At 72.7% G+C, this 22,128-nt stretch carries 13 protein-coding genes; 9 read left to right on the plus strand and 4 right to left on the minus strand.

What is annotated here, in order from left to right:
• Position 1 precedes the first annotated feature (1 nt).
• Entirely contained in the window at positions 2-463 is a 462-nt protein-coding gene (locus tag ACYU8V_RS02295; protein ID WP_460844828.1) for a DUF2231 domain-containing protein, read from the plus strand.
• Here ACYU8V_RS02295 and ACYU8V_RS02300 read toward each other — a convergent pair.
• Positions 414-1,157, minus strand: coding sequence for a methyltransferase family protein (locus ACYU8V_RS02300; RefSeq protein ID WP_460844830.1), 744 nt, complete (start codon positions 1,155-1,157; stop codon positions 414-416). The genes ACYU8V_RS02295 and ACYU8V_RS02300 overlap by 50 nt on opposite strands.
• An 88-nt stretch (positions 1,158-1,245) precedes the next feature.
• On the opposite strand from ACYU8V_RS02300, the gene ACYU8V_RS02305 reads away from it, so the two are divergent.
• From ACYU8V_RS02305 to rnhA, 3 genes are read left to right on the plus strand one after another with little or no spacing between them, the layout of a single operon-like run.
• Positions 1,246-1,680: a type II toxin-antitoxin system Rv0910 family toxin gene (locus ACYU8V_RS02305; RefSeq protein WP_460844831.1), complete on the plus strand. Its 435-nt coding sequence runs from the start codon at positions 1,246-1,248 to the stop codon at positions 1,678-1,680.
• Positions 1,677-2,306: a VOC family protein gene (locus tag ACYU8V_RS02310; protein ID WP_460844833.1), complete on the plus strand. Its 630-nt coding sequence runs from the start codon at positions 1,677-1,679 to the stop codon at positions 2,304-2,306. The genes ACYU8V_RS02305 and ACYU8V_RS02310 overlap by 4 nt, the downstream gene beginning before the upstream one ends.
• Positions 2,303-2,749 carry a ribonuclease HI gene (gene rnhA, locus ACYU8V_RS02315; protein WP_460844835.1) on the plus strand — a complete coding sequence of 149 codons (447 nt, stop codon included), beginning with the start codon at positions 2,303-2,305 and terminating at the stop codon, positions 2,747-2,749. Before ACYU8V_RS02310 ends, rnhA begins: the two co-directional genes overlap by 4 nt.
• An 81-nt stretch (positions 2,750-2,830) precedes the next feature.
• On the opposite strand, the gene ACYU8V_RS02320 is transcribed toward rnhA, so the two are convergent.
• Positions 2,831-4,681, minus strand: coding sequence for an NAD(P)-binding domain-containing protein (locus tag ACYU8V_RS02320; protein WP_460844836.1), 1,851 nt, complete (start codon positions 4,679-4,681; stop codon positions 2,831-2,833).
• Positions 4,682-4,793: 112 nt separating this feature from the next.
• On the opposite strand from ACYU8V_RS02320, the gene ACYU8V_RS02325 reads away from it, so the two are divergent.
• On the plus strand, positions 4,794-5,987 hold the full coding sequence (locus tag ACYU8V_RS02325; protein WP_460844837.1) for a helix-turn-helix domain-containing protein: 1,194 nt from the start codon (positions 4,794-4,796) through the stop codon (positions 5,985-5,987).
• A 10-nt stretch (positions 5,988-5,997) separates the two neighbouring features.
• On the opposite strand, the gene ACYU8V_RS02330 is transcribed toward ACYU8V_RS02325, so the two are convergent.
• A complete protein-coding gene (locus ACYU8V_RS02330) occupies positions 5,998-6,600 on the minus strand; it encodes a TetR/AcrR family transcriptional regulator (protein WP_460844838.1) in 603 nt (200 codons plus the stop codon).
• Between the two features lie 93 nt (positions 6,601-6,693).
• Here ACYU8V_RS02330 and ACYU8V_RS02335 point away from each other — a divergent pair, with 93 nt between their 5' ends.
• The 4 genes from ACYU8V_RS02335 to ACYU8V_RS02350 all read left to right on the plus strand — a co-directional run bounded on the left by ACYU8V_RS02335 (position 6,694) and on the right by ACYU8V_RS02350 (position 12,226).
• The gene (locus ACYU8V_RS02335) at positions 6,694-7,740 is read left to right on the plus strand and encodes an oxygenase MpaB family protein (RefSeq protein ID WP_460844839.1); all 1,047 of its coding nucleotides are present in this window, start codon (positions 6,694-6,696) and stop codon (positions 7,738-7,740) included.
• 2 nt (positions 7,741-7,742) lie between these two features.
• Positions 7,743-7,982 (plus strand): hypothetical protein, encoded by a 240-nt coding sequence (locus tag ACYU8V_RS02340; protein WP_460844840.1) that lies wholly within the window; start codon positions 7,743-7,745, stop codon positions 7,980-7,982.
• A gap of 52 nt (positions 7,983-8,034) precedes the next feature.
• Positions 8,035-8,382, plus strand: a complete 348-nt coding sequence (locus ACYU8V_RS02345) for a cupredoxin domain-containing protein (protein WP_460844842.1) — start codon at positions 8,035-8,037, stop codon at positions 8,380-8,382.
• A gap of 100 nt (positions 8,383-8,482) precedes the next feature.
• Complete coding sequence (locus ACYU8V_RS02350; protein ID WP_460844844.1) at positions 8,483-12,226, plus strand: AAA family ATPase; 3,744 nt, start codon at positions 8,483-8,485, stop codon at positions 12,224-12,226.
• Between the two features lie 9 nt (positions 12,227-12,235).
• Here the strand turns inward: ACYU8V_RS02350 and ACYU8V_RS02355 are convergent, their stop codons facing one another.
• Positions 12,236-21,898 carry a hypothetical protein gene (locus ACYU8V_RS02355; protein ID WP_460844847.1) on the minus strand — a complete coding sequence of 3,221 codons (9,663 nt, stop codon included), beginning with the start codon at positions 21,896-21,898 and terminating at the stop codon, positions 12,236-12,238.
• Between the last annotated feature and the right edge of the window lie 230 nt (positions 21,899-22,128).

Here is a 22,128-nt window from a genome sequence, read left to right on the forward strand (position 1 = left end):
GATGACCATCAACGGTCTCCCGCTGCACCCGCTCGTCGTCCATGGCGCCGTCGTGTTCGCCCCGATCGCCGGCCTCCTCGCGCTCGCGTACCTGGTGCCGCGGTGGCGCCACCACCTGCGCTGGCCGCTGCTGGTCGTGGGCGCGCTGGCCGCCGTGCTCGTGTGGCTGGCCGGGTTCACCGGCGGATCGCTCGAGAGCTCGGCCTCGATGCGCACCGCGATGGAGGTCAACCCGGCCCTCGCGCAGGCGATCCACCACCACGAGGACCTCGCCGGCAAGCTCCAGGCCTCGACCTGGGTGCTCGCCGCGGTGGCGGCCGCGGCGTGGTGGTTCCATCACCGGCCCGGGCGCGTCCGTACCGCGCTGATGGTGCTGCTCCCGATCTGCGGCCTCGCCGCCCTGGTCCTCGTCGCTATGACGGGCGACGCCGGGGCGCGCGCGGTCTGGGCCGCCGGCGCCTGATCGGTACGACGCCGCGGACCCGCGCCGCGTACTCCTCGTAGGCCGGGAGCTCGCGGCGCAGGTCGCGCTCCTCGAGTTGGATGCCGACCGCGATGTAGCCGCTCGCCGCGGCCGCGAACAGCAGGTGGCCCCAGGTCATCGTGGGCGTGGCCCAGAACGCGACGAGCAGGCCGAGCATGAGCGGATGCCGGACCACGACGTAGAGCCAGCGAGCCCGGAACTGCGGGGGGCGGTCGCGCCCCGCGGCCTGCCGCAGCCCGACCAGCTCGAAGTGGTCGATCATGGACGTCGAGGCGATCGCGACGACCCAGCCGAGGGCGTACATCACCCAGACCGGCGCGCGCCACGGGTCGTCCAGGCGCCAGACGTCACCGCCCACCGGCTGCCAGAGAGCCAGGGTGAGCAGCAGGAGGACGTCGGCGCCCAGCACGTACGTCGACCGCTCGGCCGGCCGCGGCACGTACCGGGTCAGCAGCCGCTTGGCCGCCGGGCGGGCCATCGCCGAGTGGTGGACCGCGAAGGCGCCGAGCAGCGCCAGGTCGGCCGCCGCCGCCGGCGCCGGACCGAGCTGGGGCCGGCCGTCGACGGTGGTGAGCAGGTGCACGTCGGCCAGGAAGGCGACCGACCAGGCGATGGCGGCCAGGAAGCCGGCGTACGCGACCACGGCGTAGGCGAGGAGGAGGGTTCGTCCCATGGCGCCAGCGTCGTCGCGGCACCCGGTCGGCACATCGGGGGAACGACCGATGTTCCTGCGGGCGACGGCCGGCAACTAGGGTGCCGCCATGGCCGAGCTGCGAGTGACCGGAGTCGTGCCCGCCTCGGTGGAGGAGGCGTGGGCCGCCGTGTCCGACCTGAGCCGCTTCGACGACTGGCTGAGCCTGCACGACGGCTGGCGCGGCGAGGTGCCCGACGAGCTCGCCGCCGGCCAGCGGATCGAGAGCGTCATCAAGGCCAAGGGGATCCGCAACCGGATCGCCTGGGTCATCGAGGACTTCGCGCCGCCGCGCCACGTCGCGCTGGTGGGGGAGGGCGTGGGCGGCACCGCCGTCACGCTGACCTTCGACCTCACCGACGTCGACGGCGGTACGTCGGTCGCCATGCTCGCCCACTTCAAGCACCCGATGCTCAAGGGGCCGATGGGCGCGGTCGCCGCCCGCACGATCAAGGGCGACCTCGAGGCGTCCATGCGGCGCCTGGTCGCGATCGCGACCGCATGAGCGGTCCGGAGGTGCGGGTCGTCGACCTGCGGATCGCCGATGCGCCGCAGGCCTGGCGGGATGCGGGATTCGCCGTCGACGGCGACGTCTGCCGGGTCGGATCGGTGCTGCTGCGGTTCGTGGGTCGCGAGGCCGGACGGGGCGTCGTGGGCTGGGGGCTGAGCGGTGTCGAGGTCGGTGAGGTCGACGGCGTACCGACCGTTGGTCTCGATACGCCGCTCGCCGGCGCTCGCTCCTCCTCGACCAACGGCGTGACCGGCATCGACCATCTCGTGCTGATGACCCCCGACCTCGACCGGACCGTCACCGCACTCGCCGGGATCGGCCTGGAGCCGCGCCGGCGTCGGGACGCGGAGCTCGGCGGGAGCGCCGTGCAGCAGGTCTTCTACCGGCTCGGCGAGGTCATCCTCGAGGTCGTCGGCGACCCCGCCTCCCATGGCGAGGGCGCCGCCTCGATCTGGGGGATCACCTTCACCGTCGCGGACATCGACGCCACGGCTGCCCTGCTCGGCGAGGGCGTCGGGCGGGTCAAGGACGCCGTCCAGCCCGGTCGCCGGATCACCACCCTGCGCGGCAGGGCCTTCGACATCAGCACCGCGGTCGCCTTCCTCTCGGAGCGCGCATGAGCGCGCCGGTCGTCATCCACACCGACGGCGGCTGTACGCCGAACCCGGGCCCGGGCGGATGGGGAGCGGTGCTGCGCTTCGGGGAGCACGTCAAGGAGCTGTACGGCGGATCCCCGGAGCCGACCACGAACAACCGGATGGAGCTCACCGCGCCCATCGAGGCGCTCGAGCTGCTGACCCGGCCGTGCGTGGTGCAGATCCACACCGACTCGACGTACGTGCGCAACGGGATCACCCAGTGGGTGGCCGGCTGGAAGCGCAACGGCTGGAAGACCTCGGCCAAGCAGCCGGTCAAGAACGAGGACCTCTGGCGTCGCCTGGAGGCGGCGTGCGCGCGGCACGAGGTCGAGTGGTTCTGGGTGAAGGGTCACGCGGGCGTCGCCGACAACGAGCTCGCCGACCAGCTCGCCACCCGGGGCATGGCGGAGGCGATGGGCCGGTAGCACCGCGGCCCTGCCGATGGTCTCGATACGCGCTCGCTCGTTCCTCGCGCGCGCTACTCGACCACCGACAGGGCCCGCTGCTCAGCTGGTGTGGTGCACCTCCTGCAGCGCGTAGACCGGCGTCGGGATGCCCTCGTAGCGGGCCTTGAGCTGCAGCGCGAGGTAGAGCGAGTAGTGGCGCGACTGGTGCAGGTTGCCGCCGTGGAACCACAGCGCCTCCTGCTGGGTCGGCTTCCACATGTTGCGCTGCTCGCCCTCCCACGGGCCGGGGTCCTTCGTCGTGTCCGAGCCCAGGCCCCAGCACTTGCCGACCTTGTCCGCGACCTCCGGGGAGATGAGATCGGCGGCCCAGCCGTTCATCGAGCCGTAGCCGGTGGCGTAGACGACGAGGTCGGCGGGCAGCTCGGTGCCGTCGGCCAGCACCACGGACGACTCGGTGAGGTGGGAGACCTCGCCGTGCGCGAGCTTCACGTCGCCGCTCGCCACCAGCTCGGCCGCGCCCACGTCGATGTAGTAGCCGGAGCCGCGCCGCAGGTACTTCATGAACAGCCCGGACCCGTCGTCGCCCCAGTCCAGGTCGAAGCCGGCGGCCTCCATCCGGTCGTAGAAGTCCCGGTCGCGCTCGCGCATCCGGTCGTAGAGCGGGATCTGGAACTCGTGCATGATCCGGTAGGGGAGCGAGGCGAAGATCAGGTCCGCCTTCTCGGTGGTCACGCCGGCGGCGACGGCCCGCTCGGAGTAGAGGTCGCCGAGCCCGATGTCCATCAGCGTCGCGCTCTTGACGATGTGCGTCGAGGAGCGCTGCACCATCGTCACGTCGGCGCCGTGCTCGAACAGCGCCCCGCAGATGTCGAAGGCGGAGTTGTTCGAGCCGATCACCACGACCCGCTTCCCGGCGTACGCGTCCGGCCCGGGGTGTTGCGAGGAGTGCTGCTGCTCGCCACGGAACACGTCCTGGCCCGGGAAGTCCGGCACGTTCGGCTTGCCGGACATGCCGGTCGCCATCACCAGCTGGGACGGGTGCAGGGTCAGGGTCTCCCCGTCGCGCATCACCTCCACGGTCCAGGTGCCCGCGGCCTCGTCGTACGACGCCGAGGTGGCGACCGTGCTCGACCAGTAGGGCACCTCCATCGTCCTCACGTAGGACTCCAGCCAGTCGCCCACCTTGTCCTTGGGCGCGAAGACCGGCCAGTTGTCGGGGAACTTCAGGTAGGGGAGGTGGTCGTACCAGACCGGGTCGTGCAGGCACAGCGACTTGTAGCGGCTGCGCCACTGGTCGCCGGGCCGCGGGTGCTTGTCGATCACCAGCGCCGGTACGCCGAGCTGGCGCAGCCGCGCGCCGAGGGCGATGCCGCCCTGGCCGCCGCCCACCACGAGCACGTAGGGCTGCTCGGTCCGCCCGAGCGAGGCCTCCTCCGCCTCGCGGCGCTCGAGCCAGGTCTGGCGGTCCTTGTCGATGCCGTGCTGGGCGCCCATCGGGCGGCGTGTGCCGCGCGGCTCCTCGTGGCCGGTCAGCTCCTGGAGCGCGGTGAGGAGGGTCCAGGCCCGGTCCTCGCCGTCCTCGGGGACCAGCCGGAGCAGGCCGTTGCCGCGGCCGGTCGCGGTCTCGAAGCGGAACCAGGCGCTGACGACGCCGTCGTCCTCGGTGGCCGGCTCGGTCAGCTCGAACCCGCGCGGCGCGGTGCCGTCGAGGGTCGCGCCGAGCAGGTCGGCGACGCCGTCGCGACCCTCGACCGTCTTCAGGTTCCAGGTGAAGGAGACCAGGTCGCGCCAGAAGCTGGTCGTGGCGAAGTGGCCGGCCGCACCGGGGATGTCGCGGGCGGCGAGGGCTGCCTCGAAGGAGGTGAACCAGGCCTGGGCCCGGTCCGTCGCGGAGGTCTCGACCGGCCACGCCGAGGCGGAGGTGACGGGTCGTTCGTCGATCTGGGTCATGGGCACAGCAGACGCCTCGGAGGCCCCTCCCGGACAGCGTTGCAGCGCGTTGCAACGTGGCCGGGGTCACACTGTCCGGAGTAGCGTGGCCGAACGACGAGAGGGGTGGCCGATGCCTGCAGGCAACGTCCTGGGCGCCATCGCGCCGGGCACGGACCTGACCCTGCACGCCCGGGAGCTGGTCCGCATCCACGACGCGGTGCTCAGTGGGACCCGCCCGCCGGAGCGGCCGCGGGCCCTCGTCGCGCGGTCCTGGTCGCGGGTGATGGGCATGGGCCTGGCGGCCGACCGGGTGAACGCGCGCCGGCCGATGTCCGCCGAGGAGCTGGTACGCCGGCGGCGTACCTCTCGGCTGTCGCTGGTCATCGACGACCTGCGCAGCGTGCTGTCCACCATCGCCGACGCGTCGCTGTTCCTCATGGTGGTGTGCGACGCCGACGGCGTGCTGTTGTGGCGCGAGGGCTCGGCTCGGGTGCGGGCGACCGCCGACCGGCTCGGCTTCGTCGAGGGCATGGTGTGGACCGAGCAAGTCGTCGGCACCAACGCGATCGGCACCGCGATCGCCGAGGGCGCCCCGGTGCAGCTGTTCTCCGCGGAGCACTTCGAGAGCCAGCAGCACCCCTGGTACTGCACGGCCGCCCCGATCCACGACCCGCGCGACGGGGAGCTGCTCGGCGTGGTCGACGTCAGCGGCCCCGCGCTCACCCTGCACCCCGCGATCGGCGCGCTCGTCGAGAGCGCCGTGCGGATCGCGGAGTCGTCCCTGTGGCGCCACCACCGGGCCGGGCTGGAGAGCCTGCGCCGCGCGACCGAGGCGGTGGTCGGCGCGACCAGCGGTCCGCTGCTCGTCGTCGACGACCACGGCTGGGTCGCCCACCAGTCCGGCATCTCCGCGCGCGACCGGATCGAGGTGCCCCGTGCGGACCGGACCATCGCCGTGCCCGGGCTCGGGCTGTGCCTGCCCGAGCGGCTGGGGGAGGGCTGGCTCGTGCGTCCCGGCACGCCCGACAGCCGGCTGCGGGCGCGCCTGCTGCGCGGCGCCCAGCCGGTGCTCGAGGTGACCGGCGACGACGCCTGGCGCACCGCGCTCACCCCGCGCCACGCCGACATCCTCGGCCTGCTGGCGGGTGCCGGCGCCCGAGGCCTCACCGCCGCCGAGCTCAGCACCCGGCTGTACGGCGACGCCGAGCACCTGGTCACCGTCCGGGCCGAGGTGTCCCGGCTGCGGCGTGCGGTGGGCGGCCTCATCGACACCCACCCCTACCGGCTGGCGGGGGGCGTGGAGCTCGAGGTCGTCGGGGCCTGAGCCGCCCTGCTCAGACCCGGGGCCTCGCCGCGGCCCGCACCAGGTCCTCGAAGAGGGCGGCGAGCTCGTCGTCGTCGACATCGGCGGGAGTGGTGAGCATCCGGCGCCCGAAGTGCTCGGCCGCGGCGATGATCGCCTCGGACGCGAGCCTCTCGCGGCTGGTGACCTCCCGGCCGCCTGCCAGCAGCCGGGCGAGCTGGCGCCGGACGAGCCGGCGCCCCTCCTCGATCCGGTCCAGCACGACCTGCGGCGCCTGGCCGCCGGTGAGCAGGATCGGCCCCCAGGTCCGCGGGTTCCCGCGCACCGCGGCGGCCCAGGCGTGGGTGACCTCGGCGGGTGACGGTGTGGAGTCGCCGAACGCGGCGAGCAGCTGGGTGATCACGTCGGCGTAGGTGCGGTCGAGGAGCTCGCCGAGGAGCAGCGGGAGCTTGGCGTAGGCGCCGTACACGACCGGCTTGGTGACGCCCGCCTCGGCGGCGATCGCCTCGATGGTGACCCCGCCGTAGCCCTCCCGGCCGATCAGGGTCAGGGCGGCCTCGAGGAGCTGCTCCCGGCGCTGCTCGATCGGCATCCGGGCCGCGTAGGTGCGGCGGGTCCGGGTCGTCGTACTCATCGCCCACCTCCTTCGGAAGACCTTGACAGACATTGCTACGGTCGCGTAGAAAAAGATTACTACTGATTCGTAGTATATGCGAGAGGACACCGGATGGCGCGCAAGGTGGAGCCGGCCCAGGACTACGGCTTCTTCGGCCCGGAGTCGGTGACGTGGAAGGTCTGGAGCTACCCGACCTCGTTGACCGTCGGGTTCATCCGTGCGGTCGTGGTCGAGGAGCTCGATCCCGACCTGGTCGCCTCGGTCGACAAGACCCACGACATCTACCAGCGGCCGCGGACCCGCTACGACCGGACGCTGCGCTACTTCTCGATGGTCGCGTTCGGCGGATCCGAGCAGACGCTCAAGGCCGCCGACATCCTGGTCAAGGTGCACTCCAAGGCCATCGGCATCGAGCCGTACGCCGGCGGTCGGTACGACGCCAACGCGCCGCACTCCCAGCTCTGGATCCACCTCACCGCCTGGCACTCGATCCTCTACGCCTACGAGCGCTACGGCCCCGGTCGGCTGACGCCCGAGGAGGAGGCCCGCTACTGGGAGGAGTGCGCGGTCGCGGCCGAGCTGCAGACCTGCGATCCGGCCGACGTGCCGCGCACCCGCGAAGGCGTGATCGCCTACTTCGACCGGATGCGGCCGCAGCTGTCCGGCTCGCCGATCGCGGTGCAGGCGATGCGGCACCTGCTCAACGGCGGCCTGCTCGTCTCGCCGCTGCCGCGCTGGCTGCTGCCGGTCTCGTGGGTGAACAACCTGGTGCTGCGGGCGGGCGTCATCGCCACGCTGCCGCGCTGGATGCGCGAGATGGCCGGCATCCGCCAGCCGGCGCTCGTGGACGCGATGGTCCGGCCGATCCTGATGGTGGTGTTCCGGCTGGCCCGGCTCAGCGCCTCGGTGCAGGTCGTCGCGCTGGGGATGCTGTCGCCGGGCAGCGTCCCGATCGTCGAGCCGGTGCTGCGGGGGATCCCGCCCCGGCATCCGGTGGTGCTGACGCCGGCCGCCGCGCGCGAGCGCTACGGCTACGACAGGCCCGCCGAGGCCCACCTGGAGTGGCGGGCCAAGCAGCACGACCGCGTCTTCGGCGCCGGCGAGGAGCCGAGCGACGCAGGCCTGGTGGAGTCCGAGCAGATCCTGGGGAAGCGATGAGCATGAGGTACGACGAGACCAAGACCGTGACCCCGCGCGAGGAGCGGGTCGACCGGCCGGTGTCCGCGGGGGCCAAGCTGCTGATGGCGGTGTTCGCCCTCGGGGCCGTGGTCTACGTGGTGATCGGCCTGCGCTACGCGGCCGGCCACTCGCTCACGGTCGCCGGCATGTCCGGCCCGGCGTCCTGGGCCGGGTACGCCGCGCAGGTGCTCGGCTGGCCCGCGATGGCGCTCACGCACTGAGATCCGGCCGGGGCCGCGTGAACCTTGCGGCGGCGTACCTCGTGGAAGGGGCATGAGGATCCGCACCCTGCTGCTCGCGCTCGCCCTGACCCTGAGCGGTCTGCTCTCCGTCCTGCCCACCGCGGCGCCGCCCGCCCAGGCAGCGACGCCGGTGCAGGTGGCGATCCGGAACATGGCGTTCTCGCCCTCGTGGGTGAAGATCCATCGCGGGCGCACGGTGCGCTGGACCAACCACGACCCGATCGCCCACAGCGTGGTGGTGACCAGCGGGCCGCGGATCTTCCGCTCGCCGCTGCTACAACCCGGCCAGTCGTTCTCGCACACCTTCCGCGTGGCCGGCACCTACCGCTACAAGTGCGGCATCCACCCGACCATGCGGGGCACCGTCAAGGTGGTCTAGGCCGCGGCCGATCTTGTCCGGCGAAGTGACCGGGCTCACACCCTGACGATGCCAGAATGCGACCGTGACCTCGCCGAGTCCACATGACTGGCGACCGTATGTGTCTCGGGTCACGGTCGACTGGCTGCGTGACGCCCCCGACCGGATCCACCAGCGCCTCACCGGCTCGCTGGTGTCGGCGGACCTGTCCGGCTTCACCGCGATGTCCGAGCGTCTCGCCGTGCTCGGCCGCGAGGGCGCCGAGCGGCTCACCGGCATCGTCAACGGCTGCTTCGAGGCGCTCATCGCGATCGCGGACAGCGAGGGCGGCGACGTCTTGAAGTTCGGCGGCGACGCGCTGCTCATCTGGTTCCCGGGCGCGGACTCCGCGCTGGCGGCGGCACGGGCCGCGGCGCGCATGCAGCAGACGATCCGGGCCCCGCGGTTCTCCCGGATCGGCCTCAGGATGTCGGTGGGCGGGCACTTCGGGGAGTTCGACCTGTTCCTGGTGGGGGAGCCGAGCTGGCGCGAGCTGGTGCTCGCCGGCGCACCCGTGACCCGCACGGTCGAGCTGGAGTCGGCGGCCGGGGCCGGGCAGGTGCTGGTGAGCCCGGAGCTGGCGTCGTACCTGCCCGAGGGATGGCGCGGGCCGGCCACCGACACCGGGATCCTGCTGGATCCGCCGCCGCTGCGCCGCCCGCGTGGCGTCCCCGAGCCCGACGCGGGACCGACGCCGCTGGAGCTCATCTCGCCGAGCCTGCGCGAGGACATCCGGGCCCTGGCACAGCTCGGCGGCGAGCACCGGCTCGCGACCATCTCGTTCGTGGAGTTCGAGGGCACCGACCACCGGCTCGAGGAGATCGGGCCCGCCGGCTTCGCGCGATCACTGGACAGCCTGGTGCGGGCGACCCAGCACCTGCAGGGCGTCTACGGCGTGCAGTTCCTCTACAGCGACGTGATCGGCAACGGCGTGAAGCTCATCGCGACGGCCGGCGCACCCCGGTCCACGGTCAACGACGACGAGGCCGCGCTGCGGTTCACCGTCGATCTGGTCCACGGCGACCGGCGGCACAAGCTCAAGGGCGGGGTCAACCGCGGGCGGGTCTTCGCGGGCTTCCTCGGATCGCCCCTGCGGCGTACCTACACGGTGATGGGCGACCCGGTGAACCTCGCGGCCCGGCTGATGGCGAAGGCCGAGCCCGGCCAGGTCGTCGCGGCCGCGGACGTCCTCGACCACGCGCACTCCGAGATCCGGGCCCGGGAGCTGCCGCCGTTCCTGGTCAAGGGCAAGGCCCAGCCGATCAAGGCGCACGTCATCGACGAGGTGGGCGCCGAGCTGCTGACCGCGAACGGTCCCGGCGACCTGCCGCTGGTGGGGCGCGAGGCCGAGATGGCGCGGCTCTCGGAGTGGGTCGGCGACGTCGCCGCGGGCCGCGGCCGGGCCGTGGTCGTCTCCGGGCCGGCCGGCATCGGCAAGTCCCGGCTGATCGACGAGGTCGCCGCCGACGACCGGCTGTTCACCCGCGTGACGGTCCTGTGCCAGCCCTACTCGACCAGCACGCCGTACGCCGCCGCCCGGGTCGTCCTGCGCCGCCTCCTCGGCATCCAGCACAGCGCCACCCCGGAGCTGGCCGGCCAGGTGCTGCAGCGCACGGTCGCGCGGGTGCGGCCCGGCCTGCTGCCGCTCCTCCCGCTGCTCGCGGTGCCGATCGGTGCCGTCGTCGCGCCGACCGCCGAGGCCGACGCGATCGCGGAGGAGTTCGTGCTGCCGCGCACCTACGACGCCGTGCTCGAGCTGCTCACGGTCATGGTCGCGACGCCAACGCTCATCGTCGCCGAGGACGCCTACTACGCCGACGAGGCGTCCGCGGGGCTGTTCCGCGCGATGGCGCTGGCGATCGCCGACTACCCGTGGCTGCTGATCGCCGCCGCCCGGCCGGGCACCGCCGGCGTCCTCGACGCCGGTGAGGAGGTCGACCGGATCGAGCGGCTCGAGCTGGAGCCGCTCGCGCCCGAGGCCGCGGCCGAGCTGGCGACGACGGCACTCGGCGACGCCGCCGGCCCGGCCGACCTGGCCGCCGCCGACCGCGCCGACGGCAACCCGCTGTTCGTCCTGCAGCTGATGGAGGCGGTCCGGGCCGGCGTCGAGGCCGACGACCTGCCCGAGTCGGTGGAGCGGGTGATCGCCGAGCGCCTCGACCGACTGGCCCCCGACGACCGCACGCTGCTGAGGTACGCCGCGGTGCTGGGCCCGCGCTTCGACGTACGGCTGCTCGACATCGTGCTGAAGGGAGCCGGCCAGGTCCTGCCCGACGACGTCACCTGGGACCGCCTGGGCGACCTGGTCGAGCCCGAGAGCGAGAAGGTGCGCCGCTTCCGCCACCTGCTCTACCGCGACGTCGCCTACGAGGCGCTGCCGTTCCGGCCGCGGGCCAAGCTGCACCAGCAGGTCGGCGAGCTCCTCGAGGCCAGCTCGTACGCCGACGACGTCGCCCTGCTCGCCGAGCACTTCTTCCGCGCCGGCGACCACGAGCGCACCTGGCGCTACTCGGTGGCGGCCGGGGACCGGGCGTGGAGGCAGATGGCCGTGGCCGAGGCCATCGCCGCGTACGCCAGGGCCGTCGGCGTCCGCGGACGCGTCCGGGGGGTGCGGCCCGTCGAGGTGGGGCGGGTCTTCGAGGTGCTCGGTGACGCCTACGAGCGCAGCGCCCAGTACGAGCGCGCCGAGTCGAGCTACCGCGCCTCGGAGAAGACGCGCGCCGGCGAGCTGGGGCTCGCCGACCAGTCGCGCCTGATCCGCAAGCGCGGGATGCTCCGGGAGCGCACGGGCCGGTTCCGCCAGGGCATCCGCTGGTACGGCCGGGGCCAGGTCAGGTTGCGCGAGCTCGGAGCCACCGATGTGGACCCGGCGCTGCTCGTGGCCACGGCAGCCTGCTGGGAGCGGCTGGGCGAGTACGAGCGACATCTGGACCTGGCGATCGAGGCGTCCCGCGTCGCCGTGTCGATCGGGGATCGCAGGACCGAGGCGCATGCCTGTGCGCTCGCGCAGTACGGCTTCACCGTGACCGGGCGGAACCGCGATCTCGAGTACGGACTGCGCGCGGTCTCGATCTTCGAGGAGCTCAACGACGCGGCCTACCAGGGCAAGGCCCTCAACAACGTCGCGATCGCGCGCTACTACAGCGGCGACTGGATCGCCGCGTCCCGGGACTGGAGGACCGCTGCGGGACTGCTCCTGACGGCCGGCGACGTCATGGAGGCCGCGACGGTGCGCAACAACCTGGGCGAGATCCTGTCCGACCAGGGCCGCCTCGACGAGGCGGTCGCGGCCTTCGAGTCTGCACTCGGGACGTGGTCGGCCGCGGGATACCCCCTCGGCTGCGCGGTCGCCACGAGCAACATCGGGCGCGCGCACGCGCGGATGGGCCGTGGCCCCGGCGCGATGACCGCGCTGGCCTCCGCGCTGGGGTCGTTCGAGCGACTGCAGGCGCGCGCCTTCGAGCTGGAGACGAGCCTGCGCATCGCCGAGTCGCACCTGCTGTCGGGCGACACCGCGGCGGCGGCGGAGGTGATCCGGAGCGTCGAGACGGCCGTCGGCGAGGGCCACAGCTTCCCCGGCTCCGATGCCTTCCTGGCGCGGCTGAACTGCTGGCGGACCTGGCAGCTCGGCAATGCGGAGGCGGCGCTCACCGCCGCTCAGAAGGCCGTGCTGCTCGCCGAGGAGGGCGGGGCCAGGTTCGAGCGGGCGGTCTCCCTCAACGACGCGGCCGTGCTGTCCGGGGATCCGGCGGTGCTGGCCGAGGCCGAGGCCGAGCTGGCGGCGCTGGGAGTCGTCCGGCTCCCAGCGCTGCCCGTCCCGCTCTGAGCGCCCGATCTAGCCGATCAGGCTCGCCGTGGCCGTCGAGCCGTGGTAGATGTCCTTGCCCGCGAAGGTCGCGTTGTAGTGGCCGGCCAGGAGCATCGCCAGCGTGTAGGTGATCGTCGAGGGGCAGCTCGCCGTACCGCTGCTGTTGGTGGTGGCGGTGCAGATCGTCGTCCCGTCCGGCAGCGAGAAGGTGATCGACTGACCGCTGAGCGCTGTCCCGGAGCTGTTCTTGAGCGTTGCCGAGATGGCTCCGCTCTTGAGCGTGACCGTGCTCGTCCCGGTCTTCAGCTGCAGCAGTGCCGCCGTCGCCGTCATCGTCGTCCTGCGGTTGACCAGGACGGTGCCGGTGGCGGTCTGTCCGACGTTGTCGAGGATCGTGACGGTGGCCGTGGTGTCGACGTACGACGTCGGGTAGACGTGCGTGGCGGTGAGGGTGCCGCCGCCCGCGCTGTTGCGGGTCACCGTGCAGCCGGAGCCCGCGATCGCGCAGTTGGTCGTCGCGCCGTCGCCCCAAGCCACCGTGCCGCTGTAGGTCAGCACGGAGTAGCCGGTGAACGGGACCGTGAGGGTCGTCGTGGCGCCGTCCTTCGGCTTCGTGACGCCGATCGTGCCGACGGTCGCCGGTGCCGGGACCACGGTGAACGTGCGGGTCAGCGTCCGCTGGCTCGGGGCGTTGCCCGCGTTGTCCGGCCCGGTCGTGACGATGACCGTGTGCGGTCCCGGGGGCAGCGGCACCGTGGAGCCGCTGGTGACCGGTGACCCGTCGAGCGTGGCCGTGCACGAGGACGACCCGGAGCCCGCGTCGGGGCAGCTGAACAGGATCAGCGAGCCCGGGGCGGCGGGCATCGCCTGGCCCACCGCCGGGCTGTCGAGGCGCACGGTCGGCCCGACGGTGTCGATCGGGATCGTGACCGTCCGGGTCTGCCCGTCGGCGCTGGTCACCCGGACCGTGTGCAGCCCGGTGCCGGTCACCTGGAACGGCTGCTGGTAGCCGGCCGGGTCGTTCTCGCCGACGATCTCGTAGACGTCGCGACTGCCGCCGGTCACGGTCACGGTGACCGCGCCGGTGTACCAGCCCGCGTTGCCCTGCTGCCCGCTCAGCGCGACGTTCAGCGGGTCGACGTTGCCGCCGCCGGTGCCGCCGGTGCCGCCGGTGCCACCGTTGTCGGTGGTCCCGCCGATGACCGCACCGTCGGCGAAGTTGTCGGCCTTGTCGGTGGTGACGGCGACGTTGCCGGCCGCGTCGACCGCCTGGAGGATGAGCTCCAGGTTCCGGCCGGTGGTCGGGATCGATCCGCTCCACTCATCGGTTCCGGCGGTGCGCACCAGGTCGAGGCTGCGCCAGGTCGTGTCGACCCCGGCCGGCGGGTCCTGCAGGACCAGCAGGTAGACGCGCTTGATCCGGGAGGCATCGCCGCGGTCGTCCATGACGTGGGTGGAAACGGTCAGCAGGCCGTTGGCGACCTGGCCGGTCACCTGCGAGAACGTCGGCGCGGTCCAGTCGTCGTTGGCCGCCGGGGCGAGGAACGTCTCCACGTCCATCGAGTGGTACTTGCGCTGCAGGCCGGTGCCGTCGGGCGCCGTCGTACGGAAGTAGCCGGTGGTGGCGGCGACGTGGAAGGTGGCGCCGGCCGGCGACAGGCCGTCGTTGACCTGCACCGCCCGCGTCGGGAAGGCCGTGTCCACGCCGACGTCGACGCGCTCACCGCTGCTGTCCACGATCGGCTGGAACACGTAGGGGTCGGTGTCCGGGCGGTCGTTGCTGGTCAGGCTGAGCACGAGCGCGTCGTGAGCGGCGGTGCCCGTGGGCAGCGCGTACTCCTGGTCCGTGCGCGGCTCGACCGGGCGTCCCTGCACGGTCGTCACGTCGTCCTGCCCGGTCGTCGGGTCGACGGCGGCAGCGTACGTCGTCCCGTCGCTCGCGGTGCGGTCGACGTAGGTCGGCTGGATGTGCGTGAGCGCGACCGAGAGCGAGGTCGCGTTGTCGGGCACGACCAGCGGGGAGACCGGTGCCGGCGGCGCGGGCGGGTTGGGGACGTCCAGCTGGTAGAACGGCAGGCCGTAGAAGGTGGTCTCCTCGAGCACCTTCTCGTCGTACGGCGTGTACTGGGACAGCCCCGAGAAGTAGGCGTTCTTCGCGTACAGCAGGGCGTCGCCGACGGTCATGCTGCCGTCGAGCCGCTGGGCGTAGTCGCCCATCAGCTGCTCGGACAGCGCGACGGTGTCGGTGTCGCCGTACCCGAAGCCGGTGTTGCCGACGAAGACGCCGCCCTGGCTCGACACCGCCTGCGCGAAGTCGAGGGCGCGCTTGTCGTTGCTCCCGAGCAGCAGGTCGCTGGCCGACAGGCCGCTGTGGCAGCCCATGGAGAAGACGACCGATCCGGCGAGGTCCCCGTTGAGGGAGCCGCGGACCGCCGCGGCGGTGAACAGGTCGGTCTCGTCGTGGGTGGTGTTCCCGGCGCCCGGCAAGGACCGGAAGTGGTCGAAGTGGGCGTTGATCGAGAGCAGGTTCGGCTTGAGCGCGGCGATCGCGTCCTCGAGGTCCTGCCGGGTCCACGAGTCCGAGATGAGGTGCGTGTCGACGCTGCCGTAGGTCTTGTCGACCTGCGACGCCACGCCCTGCGCTCCGTCGGTCAGGAAGTCGTAGCCGGTCACCAGCCCGGTGCCGACGGCGAGCCTGCCGTTGGCGTTCTCGAAGTCGGTGAGCTGGTTGCCGATCTCGGTCGGAGACTCGACCAGCCGGCCGATCGTGGTGTCCGGGATGTAGAGCGTGCGGTCGCCGAAGGCGTACGGCGAGCGGTCGACGTAGGCGTTGTCGGTCTGCACGCTGCTGGTGGCGAAGGTCGCGTAGAGGGCGTTGCCCGCGTCGGAGAAGGTGCTCGCGTAGCCGCTCTCGTTGGCCACCGTGGTGCGGTCGGGGACCCGCGCGAACGGGACCGCGTCGTCGCCGCCCACCAGGACGACGTTCTTCAGGTTCGCGCCGCCCGCCCGGTAGCCGTTGAGGATCCGGGCGATCTCGCTGACGACCCCGTTGGCGCCCGAGGGCAGGCAGGGACTGGCGTCCCAGCGCCCGTACGCGTCGCGGACGGCCGGGTCGGCGTCGACCGTCAGGACCGAGGCCCTCTGGCCCAGGTTGTGGCTGTTCAGCCAGGCCGTGAAGGAGTGCAGCTGGTCCATCAGCGCGGCGGTCCTGTCCTCGCCGTACAGGCCGGCCATCCGGGACCGGTTCACGACGAACACCGTGTTCGTCCCGCTCGGCAGGGTCTGCGGGAGCTCGGAGCCGAGGGTGCCGGCAGCGATCGTCCGCGAGGGGCAGGCGGGCTGGTCGTGCGAGACGAACCTCTTCAGCCGCAGCGCGTAGGGCTGGGTGTCGGTGGCCGCGTTGTAGCCGGACACGGCGAGGTAGTAGGTGCCGGTCTTGGTGAGCTCGCCGGTGTCGATCTGCTCGTCGGCGCGGCCACGGTTGAACGAGCCCTGGATGACCGCGTGGGCGCCGAGCCCGGAAGGCTCGGGGATGTCGTTGCCGACCGTGGGCTGCGGGGTCGCCGTGCCGTCCTGGCTGGACGCGGGCAGGCCGGTCCCGCCGCTGTCGGCGACCGGGTCGAGGGTGCGTCCTCCGGTGGCGACGATCGACCCGTCGCTCGGCGCGTAGAGGACCATGTCCAGGTCGGCGTCGAGGTTGCTCAGGCTCAGCGAGACCCGGGTGCCGGGGTCGCTGACGTCGAACTTGTAGACGTCCAGGTCCCCGGCGTGCGAGACGTGGGAGAGCATGATCGTGTCGTCCGGCAGCGGGGTGGCGGTGGCGACGGTGTCGTTGGGCTCGATCGCCTCGGTGACGTTCGTCGACGCGGTGTCGCTGTCGACGGCGTCGTCATCGACCAGGAACGCCGTCGCTCGGACGGACGTCGGGCCCAGGGCCAGGGGTGCGTCGAGGTCGAAGGTCAGCGACTGCGGCGCGCCCGCGGGCACGTCGGTGAAGGTCCACGTGGCGGTGTCGCCGGTGATCGTCGGTGTCAGGTCGGCGTCGTTGCCGTCGCCGGCGATCGTGGACCGGTCCAGGCGGGAGCCGGTCGGCAGCTCGACGGTCACCCGGACGGTGCGCGGGAGTCCGTCCGGCGCGTCCGCGCGGTAGGCCACCGTCACCGGTGAGCCGTTCGGGTTGGTGTCCAGGGCCTGGGTCTCGACCTGGGAGAGGTCGAGGGAGGACCAGGGGTACTGCTTCGGGTTGAGCAGGGCGAGCAGCAGGTCGCCGAGGGTGATCTTCCCGGCCGCGTCCGAGCTCAGGGCCGAGAGCAGCTGGCCGAGCGTGGTGTCCCCGTAGGCCTTGAGGTCACCCAGGGTCAGGTCGTCCAGGTCGGCGAGATCGCCCAGCGTGGCTCCGGGCATCGCCTGGGACAGCGCGGCCCTGAGGTCCTCGGCGCTGTAGACGCCGCCGTCCGGCTTCTGGATGGCTCCGGCGAGGTCTCCCAGGCGGATGCCCGCGAGGGCCCCGGTGAGGTCGCTGAGGTGGAGGTACTGGAGGAGCACGTCCACCTCGCCGAGGGTGACGTCGTCCCAACCGGTCAGGTCGGCGAGGGACAGGTGCGCGTCGTCGACCGCCTCGCGGAGCTGACCCCGCGTGAAGTCGATGAGGTGATCGGCCAGGTCCCCGAGCCGGACGCCGCCCGCCGCGCCCTTGACGTCGGCGAGGGTGAGGTACGGCCAGATCTGCGGCAGCTCGCCCAGGGTGAGGTCGTCCCACCCGCTGAGGTCGGCCAGGGTCCGGTTCCCCAGCGCACTGATGAGCTGGTCGGCGGTGAGGTGGCTACCCGCCCCGATGAGGTCGCTGAGCCGCATGCCGTGGGCGAGGGCGCCCAGATCCCCGATCACCGCGCCCGGCTTGAGCGCACCGGCCCGGGCCGCGTCGCCGAAGGTGGCGCGGGCGCAGTCGACCAGGCCGCAGTCGACCAGCGTGGCCAGTTGCGAGGTCGGGACGCTGGAGAGCGGGACCGAGGACAGCGGCGTGCTGCCGAGGTCGACGCTGGACAGCGGCACCGACGACAGTGGCGCGCCGTTGACGCTGACGCTCGAGAGCGGGACCGATGAGAGGGGCACCGACGACAGCGGGACGCTGCTCAACGGCACCGAGGACAGCGGCACCGAGGACAGCGGGACGGAGGAGAGGGGCACCGAGGAGAGCGGGGTCGCTCCGAGGTCGACGCTGGACAGCGGCACCGACGAGAGAGGTGCTCCTCCGAGCGTGACGCTCGAGAGCGGGACCGACGACAACGGGACCGAGGAGAGCGGGACGCTGGACAGCGGGACCGAGGACAGGGGCACCGAGGACAGCGGCACGCTGGACAGCGGGACCGAGGAGAGCGGCGTGCTGCCGAGGTCGACGCTCGACAGCGGCACCGAGGACAGCGGCGTACCTCCCAGCTTCACGCTGGAGAGGGGGACGGACGACAGGGGCACCGAGGACAGCGGCACGCTGGACAGCGGGACCGAGGACAGCGGCGTGCTGCCGAGGTCGACGCTGGACAACGGGACGGAGGACAGCGGCGAGCCGGCCAGGCCGACCGAGGACAGCGGGACGCTCGACAGGGGCACGCTCGAGAGCGGGACCGACGACAGGGGGACGCTGGAGAGCGGGACCGACGACAGGGGCGCGCCGCGCACCCCGATCGAGAGCACGGTGACGGAGTCGTTGGCGGCGTCCGAGGGGTTGTCGCAGTCGAGGCCGAGACGGGTGGTGTCGGCACCGGCGGCCTTGAGCGCAGCGCACCACTCGCCGATGACGTTGCCGGTGTGCGCGGGGTCGATGTCGACCGACGAAAGCGGAAGTCCGCCGAGCGCGATCGAGGCGAGGGGCACCGACGAGAGCGGCGATCCCGCGAGGGTCAGCGCGCCGAGCGGCAGGGCCTGCACCGACGGGAGGTCGTAGACCTGGCTGAGGAGGACGCTCTGGAGCGGCACCCCGTCGTACTGCGTGCCGGCGAGGACGGCCGCCCAGCCACCCGCCACCGAGGACAGGGGCACACTCGAGAGCGGGACCGACGACAGCGGGACGCTCGAGAGCGGCACGCTCGACAGGGGGACCGAGGACAGGGGTGAGGCGTCGAGGGCGCTTCCCACGGGGGCCTGCGACAGGTCGATGCTGCCGATCGGGGCGGCCGCGATGGAGCCGTCGGTGGTGCTGTTGCGGGTGAGCAGGGACGGCGGCAGGCCCGCGGTCCTGAGCTGGGACGCACCCACCTGCGTGGTCGCGGGCAGCGAGACGTCGACGAAGGCCTGCGGCCCCGGCGGGGGTACGACGCCGGAGGTGTCGTAGGTGAACACCGCACCGGTCGCGATGCCCTCGATGTCGGCCTGCGGGGCACCGATGACGGCGCCGCCGTTGGCGGGCCAGTTGGTGACCGCGTAGCCGAAGTGGGTGGCGGGGGCGTTGTCCACCGGGACGGTCAGGATGCCGCTCTTGGACCACCGGGCCGAGCCGTCGGAGCGCACCTTGGCGACGTACACCGTCGCGTTGCCGTCGCCCTCCTGCGGCGTGCCGACGACCAGGGTGGGCACGGAGCCGCCGTGGTTGAGGGAGATCCCGCGCCCGATCGAGCCGGTGGGCACCGGCCGCACGTCCATCTCGCGCACGGCGACGTCGCCGACCATGCGGTACACGCGGACGCGGTAGAGGCTCAGGTCGTCGCTCGGGTCGTCGCCGCTGACGGCGTACCGGTTGCCGACCAGGGACAGGCCGACGGGGTCGCCGGTGTCGGCGAGGTCCATCGGGAAGCTGCCGTGGGCCGCCAGGTTCGTCGACGGTCCGCCGTCGGTGAACCGGGCCAGGCCGCTGCCGTCGGACGGGGCGACGAGCACGCTCGTGCCGTCGGCGGCGAGCGCCTCGCCGAAGCCGGTCGAGCCGCTGGGAGCGCCGACCTTCTGCAGGGCGAGGTAGTTGAGGACCGACGTCGTCGGGGACGCCTTGTCGAAGCGGTAGACCGCACCGGCGTCGCTGTCGGCGTGCGGTGCGCCGACGAGGAGCGTGCCATCGGCGGTGAACGTGACGGCGGAGCCGAAGCCGGCGCCTGCCTGGACGCCGCTCAGGTCGCTGAGCGGAGTGCTGTTCTCGCGGCCGCCGGCCCAGATCTTGTAGCCGGACTGGTACGCCGTCCCGGGCGGTCCGTCGCGGCCGAAGATCGCCACCGAGCCGCCATCGGTGATGGTCGTCGGTGCTGTGGGGTTGTTGCCGTCGGTGTCGAAGTAGTCGTCCGCGGGGTCACCGACGGCGACCGCGAGGCCGACGTCCTTGCCCTGTGCGTCACGGGTGACGTGCAGTGCGACGGCATTGCCCCAGGTGCTGCCGGTGCTCTTGATGTTCGAGTAGGGGAAGAGCATCTGCTCGAAGACCCAGGTGCCCGTGCCGTCGCGGTGGTAGATCGCGACCGCACCCTGGCCGAATCCGCTGCCGCGGTTGCTGCCCGGCAGGGTCACGGCGAGCTCGTCGCCGTCCTGCGCCACGGCCGTGCCGAACCCGTCGCCGTCGAGGATCGAGGCCAGCGGCTGGAGCTCGGCCGAGACGGCGTACGAGGTGCCGGTCCGGTGGAAGGCGACCACCCGCCCGACGAGGGTCTCGTACGCCGTGCCGAAGGCAGACGCCCCGACGAGGACGTCGTTGTCGCTGGCCGCCAGGGCGGTGCCGAAGCCCTGTGCCAGGCCGCCGTGCTGGTCGCTCGCGGTGCTCGGCACCAGCCGGGCGGCGAAGGTGCCGGCGGTCCCGGGGCCCGAGTTGGCACGCGTGTAGGCGTAGATGGCGCCGTTCTTGCCGGTCGCGATCGCCTGGTTCGGAGCGGAGACGTAGAGGCGACGGCCCGTGCTGTCGATGGCCACCCGGGTGCCCATCCCCGAGCTGGCGACGGCCTCGTTCGCGGGGGTGGTCGGGTCGTCGGGGAGGATCCGCTGGACCTGGTTCCACACGTAGGTGCCCGGTCCGGCGGTCACGGTGAAGAGGTAGCCGGCGCCCGTGCTGCTGTTCTCGAGCGGAGCGCCGACGAGCAGCGTGTCGTCCGGCGCCACGGCGACCGAGGACCCGAACTTCGCGCCGGCGACGGTCGGGGAGGACGTGAGCCGGGCCTCCTGGACCCAGCTGGCTCCCTGGAAGTTGAACGTGTAGACCGATCCCTCGTTCGTGGTGGTGCCGAAGGGGGCGGGGTTGGCGATCGTGCCGCCGGTGTGGGTCTGGACGCCGTCGTCACCGGGCGCCCCGATCGCGATCGCACCGACCGGGTTGATCGACACGCTGGTGCCGAAGAGCTGCAGGATGTCGCGGTTCGCCGGGGGCTGGGTGATGCCGCCCGGAGGGTCGATGCGCGCCTCGAAGGCCCACGGCGTCCCGAAGGCACCCGTACGCCGGAAGACCTCCGCCGTGCCGATCTGCTCGCTCGGCGCGCCCACGGTGCCGTCCGGGTTGAGCGTCCGGACGCCCTGGTCGCCCGCGTTCGGGAACCCCGCGACGAGCAGCCCGGAGCCGTCGAGCGTGTCGATCCCGGCGTCGATCGAGGTCGGGTTCAGCAGGAACGCCCCGGCGGGCGCGACCCCGGTGAGCGGCGGCTGCTGCACCGGCTGGGAGTTGGGAGCGACCGTGTCCGGGTCGCCCGCGAAGGTCCACGACCAGATGGCGCCGGTCGACATGATCGCGAAGACCGTGACGCCGGCCGACTCGGTGGTGACCGCGACGCCGGTGTTCGTGACGGCTGCGGTGTCGTTCTGGAAGTCGGCGAGCTGGCTGACCAGCTGCCACGAGCCGTTGCCGTCGGAGTCGTGGTAGACGTCGATCCGGCCGAGCCTGGCCGCTCCGGCGTCCAGGTGGGCGCCCGGCTCCTTGACCGCCATCCAGCGGCCGCTGACGTCGACGTCGGAGCCCAGCTGGTTGCCGTTCGCGGTCGCGGGGGAGCCGATGACCTGCACCGCGTCGAGGTCGGGGTCGATGACGATCGGGTAGTGCGCATGCGCGTCGTCGATGCGGATGGCGGTGCCGGCCCGACCGGTCGTGAAGTACGCCGGGAGGCGGTGGCCGCGCGCGTCGCGGACCACCAGTCCGGCGTACGAGACCACGACGCCCCGGGCGGGCACGAGGGACAGCGCCGTGCGGGACGCCCGCTGGACGGCTGCGCCGCGGATGCCGAGGGTGAGTGTGAGGGGCCGGGAGCCCGGCTGCCGGACGGGGATGGTCCAGCCCTGCTCGAGGCCTCTCGGTCCGCTCTGCACCCACTCGTTCGCCGGCCCGCGCCGGGCGACGGCGGTCTCGTCGGTGGCGATCGGCGCGACCGCCGGCAGCGGGACGGGTGCCGTGCCGGCACGCCCGAGCGCGGTGGCGGTGATGTGGACGGTGTCGCCGCCGGTCCGCGGGCGCACGGCCAGCCCGCTCGCGTCGTACGTCGCCGACAGGCCCGCGGCGCGGTTGACCACGTGCAGCGACCCGTCGGCGGCGCGCCTGAAGGCGGTCGGGGCGGTGGCGGCGGGGGAGTCGGGCGCGCTCGTCGTACTGGCGGAGCTCGCGATGGCATGACTGATCCGCTCGCCCGCCGCGATCAGCCGGTCCATCGGACCGGACTGGATCAGCAGCCCGCAGGCCAGCGCCATCGCGGCCGCGATCGCGGCCTGCGGCCTCTGCAGCGGGGCGCTCTGTGCTCGCGTCATCGCCATGTCTCCTGTGCTCAGGGGGAACCTGTGTGAGCGGTCCGCGCCGAGTCGGCGGATCATGCCGAGATCTCTCGGAGTCAAGCACCCTTTACACGGCGCGGACAGTCATCGGATTTGTGTTCTCGGTGACAAAGCGCTACGGGATGCGCGACGATCGGATCGACGCGTCCTGCTCCCGCCGACGCCGTTCGCACGCGAGTGCTCGGGAACCCGCTCAACCAGGCCTG

The sequence above is a fragment of the Nocardioides ultimimeridianus genome (assembly GCF_054777895.1).

What these genes read in the sequence shown, in the direction of transcription:
- ACYU8V_RS02295 (WP_460844828.1), top strand. Translation starts at nt 2, where the DNA reads ATGACCATCAACGGTCTCCCGCTGCACCCGCTCGTCGTCCATGGCGCC.
- ACYU8V_RS02300 (WP_460844830.1), bottom strand. Translation starts at nt 1,157, where the DNA reads ATGGGACGAACCCTCCTCCTCGCCTACGCCGTGGTCGCGTACGCCGGC.
- ACYU8V_RS02305 (WP_460844831.1), top strand. Translation starts at nt 1,246, where the DNA reads ATGGCCGAGCTGCGAGTGACCGGAGTCGTGCCCGCCTCGGTGGAGGAG.
- ACYU8V_RS02310 (WP_460844833.1), top strand. Translation starts at nt 1,677, where the DNA reads ATGAGCGGTCCGGAGGTGCGGGTCGTCGACCTGCGGATCGCCGATGCG.
- rnhA (WP_460844835.1), top strand. Translation starts at nt 2,303, where the DNA reads ATGAGCGCGCCGGTCGTCATCCACACCGACGGCGGCTGTACGCCGAAC.
- ACYU8V_RS02320 (WP_460844836.1), bottom strand. Translation starts at nt 4,681, where the DNA reads ATGACCCAGATCGACGAACGACCCGTCACCTCCGCCTCGGCGTGGCCG.
- ACYU8V_RS02325 (WP_460844837.1), top strand. Translation starts at nt 4,794, where the DNA reads ATGCCTGCAGGCAACGTCCTGGGCGCCATCGCGCCGGGCACGGACCTG.
- ACYU8V_RS02330 (WP_460844838.1), bottom strand. Translation starts at nt 6,600, where the DNA reads ATGAGTACGACGACCCGGACCCGCCGCACCTACGCGGCCCGGATGCCG.
- ACYU8V_RS02335 (WP_460844839.1), top strand. Translation starts at nt 6,694, where the DNA reads ATGGCGCGCAAGGTGGAGCCGGCCCAGGACTACGGCTTCTTCGGCCCG.
- ACYU8V_RS02340 (WP_460844840.1), top strand. Translation starts at nt 7,743, where the DNA reads ATGAGGTACGACGAGACCAAGACCGTGACCCCGCGCGAGGAGCGGGTC.
- ACYU8V_RS02345 (WP_460844842.1), top strand. Translation starts at nt 8,035, where the DNA reads ATGAGGATCCGCACCCTGCTGCTCGCGCTCGCCCTGACCCTGAGCGGT.
- ACYU8V_RS02355 (WP_460844847.1), bottom strand. Translation starts at nt 21,898, where the DNA reads ATGACGCGAGCACAGAGCGCCCCGCTGCAGAGGCCGCAGGCCGCGATC.